Below are 5,631 nucleotides of genomic sequence, written 5' to 3' on the forward strand. Positions count from 1 at the left end.
GTCCTACTCTCCCACCCCGTCTCCAGGGCAGTACCATCGGCGCTGAGAGGCTTAGCTTCCGGGTTCGGAATGAGACCGGGCGTTTCCCTCTCGCCATGACCGCCGTAACTCTGTGAACTTGTTCGAACCAGCAGTCTGGTTCGTGCGTTCAGAACCGCACAGTGGACGCGACAATCTTTCATGTCTTGACTCTCGACTCTGCACAAGACCCCTGGAGGTGTTGTGTGGTCAAGCCCTCGGCCTATTAGTACCGGTCAGCTCCACACCTTGCGGTGCTTCCACTTCCGGCCTATCAACCCGCTGGTCTGGGCGGGGGCCTTACCCGGTTGACCCGGTGAGAGACCTCATCTCGAAGCGAGCTTCCCGCTTAGATGCTTTCAGCGGTTATCCCTGCCGAACGTAGCTAACCAGCAGTGCACCTGGCGGTACAACTGGCACACCAGAGGTTCGTCCGTCCCGGTCCTCTCGTACTAGGGACAGCTCTTCTCAAGTCTCTTACGCGCACGGCGGATAGGGACCGAACTGTCTCACGACGTTCTAAACCCAGCTCGCGTACCGCTTTAATGGGCGAACAGCCCAACCCTTGGGACCTACTCCAGCCCCAGGATGCGACGAGCCGACATCGAGGTGCCAAACCATCCCGTCGATATGGACTCTTGGGGAAGATCAGCCTGTTATCCCCGGGGTACCTTTTATCCGTTGAGCGACACCGCTTCCACATGCCGGTGCCGGGTCACTAGTCCCAGCTTTCGCTCCTGCTCGACCCGTCGGTCTCACAGTCAAGCTCCCTTGTGCACTTGCACTCGACACCTGATTGCCAACCAGGCTGAGGGAACCTTTGGGCGCCTCCGTTACATTTTGGGAGGCAACCGCCCCAGTTAAACTACCCACCTGACACTGTCCCTGATCCGGATCACGGACCGAAGTTAGACATCCAATTCGACCAGAGTGGTATTTCAACGATGACTCCACGAACACTGGCGTGCCCGCTTCACAGTCTCCCACCTATCCTACACAAGCCGAACCGAACACCAATATCAAGCTATAGTAAAGGTCCCGGGGTCTTTCCGTCCTGCCGCGCGTAACGAGCATCTTTACTCGTAGTGCAATTTCGCCGAGCCTGTGGTTGAGACAGCTGAGAAGTCGTTACGCCATTCGTGCAGGTCGGAACTTACCCGACAAGGAATTTCGCTACCTTAGGATGGTTATAGTTACCACCGCCGTTTACTGGCGCTTGAGTTCTGAGCTTCGCCACAGATGTGACTAACCCGTCCCCTTAACGTTCCAGCACCGGGCAGGCGTCAGTCCGTATACATCGTCTTACGACTTCGCACGGACCTGTGTTTTTAGTAAACAGTCGCTTCTCACTGGTCTCTGCGGCCACCCACCGCTGCCCCGCGCAAGGCGGTTCACAGTAGATGGCCCCCCTTCTCCCGAAGTTACGGGGGCATTTTGCCGAGTTCCTTAACCACAGTTCGCTCGATCGCCTTGGTATTCTCTACCTGACCACCTGAGTTGGTTTGGGGTACGGGCCGCTCGGAACTCGCTAGAGGCTTTTCTCGGCAGCATAGGATCATCCAATTCGCCTCATTCGGCTATGCGTCAGGTCTCACCCTTGTGTGCGGGACGGATTTACCTACCCCGCGGGCCACACCCTTGCACCGGTACTACCACTCACCGGTAGGACTACCTTCCTGCGTCACCCCATCGCTTGCCTACTACCAGTCCGGGTCCCAGCCTCCACGCACTCGGTCTCCTAAGAGACACCGGCGCTTCGGGTGGTTAGCATCGCTGGGTTCAGCATGGGCGTTCCTTCGCGGGTACGGGAATATCAACCCGTTGTCCATCGACTACGCCTGTCGGCCTCGCCTTAGGTCCCGACTCACCCTGGGCGGATTAGCCTGGCCCAGGAACCCTTGGTCTTCCGGCGGGGGAGTTTCTCACTCCCCTCTCGCTACTCATGCCTGCATTCTCACTCGCGTGGCGTCCACGGCTGGATCACTCCGCCGCTTCGACCGCCACACGACGCTCCCCTACCCATCCACACACCTGGCCGCCCACTCAAGGCAGACGACGGGTTGTTGTATGAATGCCACGGCTTCGGCGGTGTGCTTGAGCCCCGCTACATTGTCGGCGCGGAATCACTTGACCAGTGAGCTATTACGCACTCTTTCAAGGGTGGCTGCTTCTAAGCCAACCTCCTGGTTGTCTCTGCGACTCCACATCCTTTTCCACTTAGCACACGCTTAGGGGCCTTAGCCGATGATCTGGGCTGTTTCCCTCTCGACTACGAACCTTATCGCCCGCAGTCTCACTGCCACGCTCTCACTTACCGGCATTCGGAGTTTGGTTGACGTCAGTAACCTTGTGGGGCCCATCGGCCATCCAGTGCTCTACCTCCGGCAAGAAACACGTGACGCTGCACCTAAATGCATTTCGGGGAGAACCAGCTATCACCGAGTTTGATTGGCCTTTCACCCCTACCCACAGCTCATCCCCTCAGTTTTCAACCTAAGTGGGTTCGGTCCTCCACGCGGTCTTACCCGCGCTTCAACCTGGCCATGGGTAGATCACTCGGCTTCGGGTCTAGAGCACGCGACTCAAACGCCCTATTCGGACTCGCTTTCGCTACGGCTACCCCCCACGGGTTAACCTCGCCACGTACCACTAACTCGCAGGCTCATTCTTCAAAAGGCACGCAATCACCCCGCCCCCGAAAGGACTAAGGCTCTCACGGCTTGTAGGCACACGGTTTCAGGTACTATTTCACTCCCCTCCCGGGGTACTTTTCACCTTTCCCTCACGGTACTTGTCCGCTATCGGTCACCAGGGAGTATTCAGGCTTAGCGGGTGGTCCCGCCAGATTCACACCGAATTTCACGGGCTCGGTGCTACTTGGGAAACACGTCCGGGAGATGCAGCGTTTTCGTGTACGGGGCTCTCACCCTCTACGGCGACCCCTTCCAGAGGCCTTCCACTAACACATGCATTTTCTTACTCCCCGTACCCTCGGCAGAAGGTACTGGACGGTCCCACGACCCCGACCACACAACGCCTGCCGGCTATCACATGCGATCGGTTTAGCCTCATCCGCTTTCGCTCGCCACTACTCACGGAATCACGGTTGTTTTCTCTTCCTGTGGGTACTGAGATGTTTCACTTCCCCACGTTCCCTCCACACGCCCTATGTGTTCAGGCGCGGGTCACACCACATGACTGGTGCGGGGTTCCCCCATTCGGAAATCCTCGGATCAACGCTCGGTTGACAGCTCCCCGAGGCTTATCGCAGCCTCCTACGTCCTTCATCGGCTCCTGGTGCCCAGGCATCCACCGTGTGCCCTTAACAACTTGGCCACACAAAAATCCCACACACCACACCCGGAAGGATGCGCTGTGCGGGCCTACAAGAACTCTCGACAAAACAAGAGTCAAAAAGATGCTCGCGTCCACTGTGCAGTTCTCAACGTACGACCAGACACCGGCCACCCGACCCCACCAGCCCCGCCCCACCCTCAGGTGCAGACAGCGGTATGAGATGCAGACCGGCCCTGACACAAGAGCAACGTCCACGACCACAGGTGTCTCCACCCCGGCCGAGCCCGCTCTCTCAGGACCCAACAGCGTGCCTACCACCGGCCACCCACCACCACCCCGTTCCACACCCAACACCTCCGAAGAGACACCAGGCCGTACTAGGAGCAGCCGCAGCTGCCGGCCGAACTGGTCAGCGTTCCACCCTCGAGCACCACCCCACACGCTGCGCCGGCACCCGCAAATGGGCACCGATCATGGTGTGAGCGCGGCTCTGGACCACTCCCACCAGGGAAGCGGCCAGTGCTCCTTAGAAAGGAGGTGATCCAGCCGCACCTTCCGGTACGGCTACCTTGTTACGACTTCGTCCCAATCGCCGATCCCGCCTTCGACGGCTCCCTCCACAAGGGTTGGGCCACCGGCTTCGGGCGTTACCGACTTTCGTGACGTGACGGGCGGTGTGTACAAGGCCCGGGAACGTATTCACCGCAGCGTTGCTGATCTGCGATTACTAGCGACTCCAACTTCATGGGGTCGAGTTGCAGACCCCAATCCGAACTGAGACCGGCTTTTTGGGATTCGCTCCACCTCGCGGTATCGCAGCCCTTTGTACCGGCCATTGTAGCATGTTTGCAGCCCTAGACATAAGGGGCATGATGATTTGACGTCATCCCCACCTTCCTCCGAGTTGACCCCGGCAGTCTCCTATGAGTCCCCACCATGACGTGCTGGCAACATAGAACGAGGGTTGCGCTCGTTGCGGGACTTAACCCAACATCTCACGACACGAGCTGACGACAACCATGCACCACCTGTGCACGGCCCTTACGGACCCACCATCTCTGGAGGATTTCCGTGCATGTCAAGCCTAGGTAAGGTTCTTCGCGTTGCATCGAATTAAGCAACATGCTCCGCCGCTTGTGCGGGCCCCCGTCAATTCCTTTGAGTTTTAGCCTTGCGGCCGTACTCCCCAGGCGGGGCGCTTAATGCGTTAGCTGCGGCACGGAACTCGTGGAATGAGCCCCACACCTAGCGCCCAACGTTTACGGCGTGGACTACCAGGGTATCTAATCCTGTTCGCTCCCCACGCTTTCGCTCCTCAGCGTCAGTTGTTGCCCAGAGACCCGCCTTCGCCACCGGTGTTCCTCCTGATATCTGCGCATTTCACCGCTACACCAGGAATTCCAGTCTCCCCTGCAACACTCTAGTCTGCTCGTATCGACTGCAGGCCTGAGGTTGAGCCTCAGGTTTTCACAGCCGACGCAACAAACCGCCTACGAGCTCTTTACGCCCAATAATTCCGGACAACGCTTGCACCCTACGTATTACCGCGGCTGCTGGCACGTAGTTGGCCGGTGCTTCTTCTGCAGGTACCGTCACTTTCGCTTCGTCCCTGCTGAAAGAGGTTTACAACCCGAAGGCCGTCATCCCCCACGCGGCGTCGCTGCGTCAGGCTTTCGCCCATTGCGCAATATTCCCCACTGCTGCCTCCCGTAGGAGTCTGGGCCGTGTCTCAGTCCCAGTGTGGCCGGTCACCCTCTCAGGCCGGCTACCCGTCGTCGCCTTGGTAGGCCACTACCCCACCAACAAGCTGATAGGCCGCGGGCCCATCCCCAGCCGATAAATCTTTCCACCACCAGACCATGCGGTCAGCGGTCATATCCGGTATTAGCCCCAATTTCTTGGAGTTATCCCAGAGCTGAGGGCAGGTTGCCCACGTGTTACTCACCCGTTCGCCACTGATCCCCCCGCAAGCGGAGTTCACCGTTCGACTTGCATGTGTTAAGCACGCCGCCAGCGTTCGTCCTGAGCCAGGATCAAACTCTCCGTAGATGATTTGATCGCAGCTGAGAACCGAGAGCTAGCACTCTCGATATCAATCAACCAAAGGAATCCCAGCCGCAGATCCGAAGACCCACGACACGGGGTATTACTTGGCACTGACTTTCGGCACGCTGTTGAGTTCTCAAAGAGCGGACGCGCAGACACTCGACCCTCACGGGCTCCGCACCTGGCTGGATGTCCAACACTACGCCGGTTTCCGTTGCCCCCGCCAGCGGCGGGTCCCGGTCCGGCGGCCCCTCAGGGCCGCGCGGCGCA

Annotated in this window: 3 rRNA genes; all 3 read right to left on the reverse strand. The window is 58.9% G+C overall.

Features of this window, described 5'->3' with window-relative positions:
- Positions 1 to 107: ribosomal RNA gene (gene rrf, locus RM425_RS21395) — 5S ribosomal RNA — on the reverse strand; the annotation flags it as partial.
- A gap of 117 nt (positions 108 to 224) precedes the next feature.
- Positions 225 to 3,354: ribosomal RNA gene (locus RM425_RS21400) — 23S ribosomal RNA — on the reverse strand.
- Positions 3,355 to 3,845: 491 nt separating this feature from the next.
- Positions 3,846 to 5,364, reverse strand: a 16S ribosomal RNA gene (locus RM425_RS21405).
- Positions 5,365 to 5,631: the final 267 nt, after the last annotated feature.

It is taken from the genome of Blastococcus goldschmidtiae (genome assembly GCF_031845325.1).
Lineage (GTDB): Bacteria > Actinomycetota > Actinomycetes > Mycobacteriales > Geodermatophilaceae > Blastococcus > Blastococcus goldschmidtiae.